Annotated in this window: 1 protein-coding gene; it reads right to left on the bottom strand. The window is 74.3% G+C overall.

Going from position 1 to position 1,256, the window contains the following annotated elements; genetic code table 11:
* Positions 1-197: 197 nt before the first annotated feature.
* The coding region (locus tag GT030_RS01485) for a peptidoglycan-binding protein (RefSeq protein WP_161199443.1) at positions 198-1,256 on the bottom strand (1,059 nt) is incomplete at its 5' end.

Genomic DNA, 1,256 nt, shown 5'->3' with positions numbered 1-1,256 from the left:
GTCGCCTCGTTGCGGATCAGCCGGGGCGGCCGGACGGCCGTCCCCGCCCCGCCCGGCAGGCTCTCCGGGTGTTCCTCGGGCTCATACGTGTGGGATGTGGTCGTGCTCATGGGTGCCTCCAGCCTCCGCGCCGGGTGCGTCATGACAGGGGATGCCGGGCCGCGCGCGGACGCGGGACCCGGAGGTGACCGGGCGCCTCAGCCGAACAGGCGGCGCCAGGTCTCGGGGCCCGGACAGCCGTCCGCCGCTCCGCCGCGCCAGCCCTGGGCGCGCTGGAAGGCTTCGACGGCACGCCGGTCCGACTCGCTCCAGCGGGGTCCGGGTCCGGTGGCGTAGAACCGGCCGAATCCCTTCTTCACCAGTTGCCGCCCCAGCTGGGTGACGTGGGCGTTGACCGCGCCCGCCGTGAAGTACTGCTTGCCGGGGAAGGCCGGGACGCCGCCGGGGCCGGCCGAGCCGGCGGCGATGTCCTTGCCCGCCCCGGTGACCAGCAGCTCCCAGGTGCGCGGGCCGGGCAGCCCGTCGGCGGCGGAGCCGGTCCAGCCCTGGGCCTTCTGGAACGCCTGGGTGGCGCGCCGGTCGGCCTCGCCCCAGACCGGGCCCGGCCCCGTCGAGTAGTACGGGCCGCCGCCCCGGGCGACCAGCATCTCGCCGAGCCGGGTGACGTACTTGTTGTTCGCGCCGGGACCGAAGTACCCGGTGCCGGGGAAGGGCACCGGGGTGGCCGTCGGCCCGGCGCCCGCCGCGCCGACGGCCACGCCCTTGTAGCGGTAGGGGACGTACTTGGTGGTGTTGTTCCAGTAGGCGTAGGGCGTGCTCTGGCGGCGGGTGTGCGGGGACGTCTGCTCGTACGCCGTGTAGGCGGTGCGGGTGTAGTCGGTCCAGCCGCCGAAGATCACGACGTGCGAGCCGCCCTGCGGGTCGGCGGTGTTGTGGAAGAGCAGGATGTCGCCCGGCTGGAGTTCCTCCTTGGTGATCTTCACCGCGAACCGGGCCAGGCTGCCCGTCCACTCGTTGGAGAGCAGCCCCCAGGCCATGGAGACATAGCCGGAGCAGTCCTGGCGGTACCCGTCCGACCAGAACTTGGTCATGCTGTACGGCACCTGCGCGGTGACCCACTGCTTGGCCCGGTTGATGATCGCCGTCCGGGTGGTGGCGGGGGTCTTGGCCTGCGGCCGGGCGGGCGAGCCGGCCGGGCCGTGCAGGGGTGCGGTGCCGCCCTGGGGGGTGGCGGCATCCCCGTCCGCCGGGACGCC

The sequence above is a fragment of the Streptomyces sp. SID1328 genome (genome assembly GCF_009865595.1).
GTDB classification, from domain to species: domain Bacteria; phylum Actinomycetota; class Actinomycetes; order Streptomycetales; family Streptomycetaceae; genus Streptomyces; species Streptomyces griseoluteus.
This window is presented reverse-complemented; position numbering and strand designations above follow the sequence as displayed.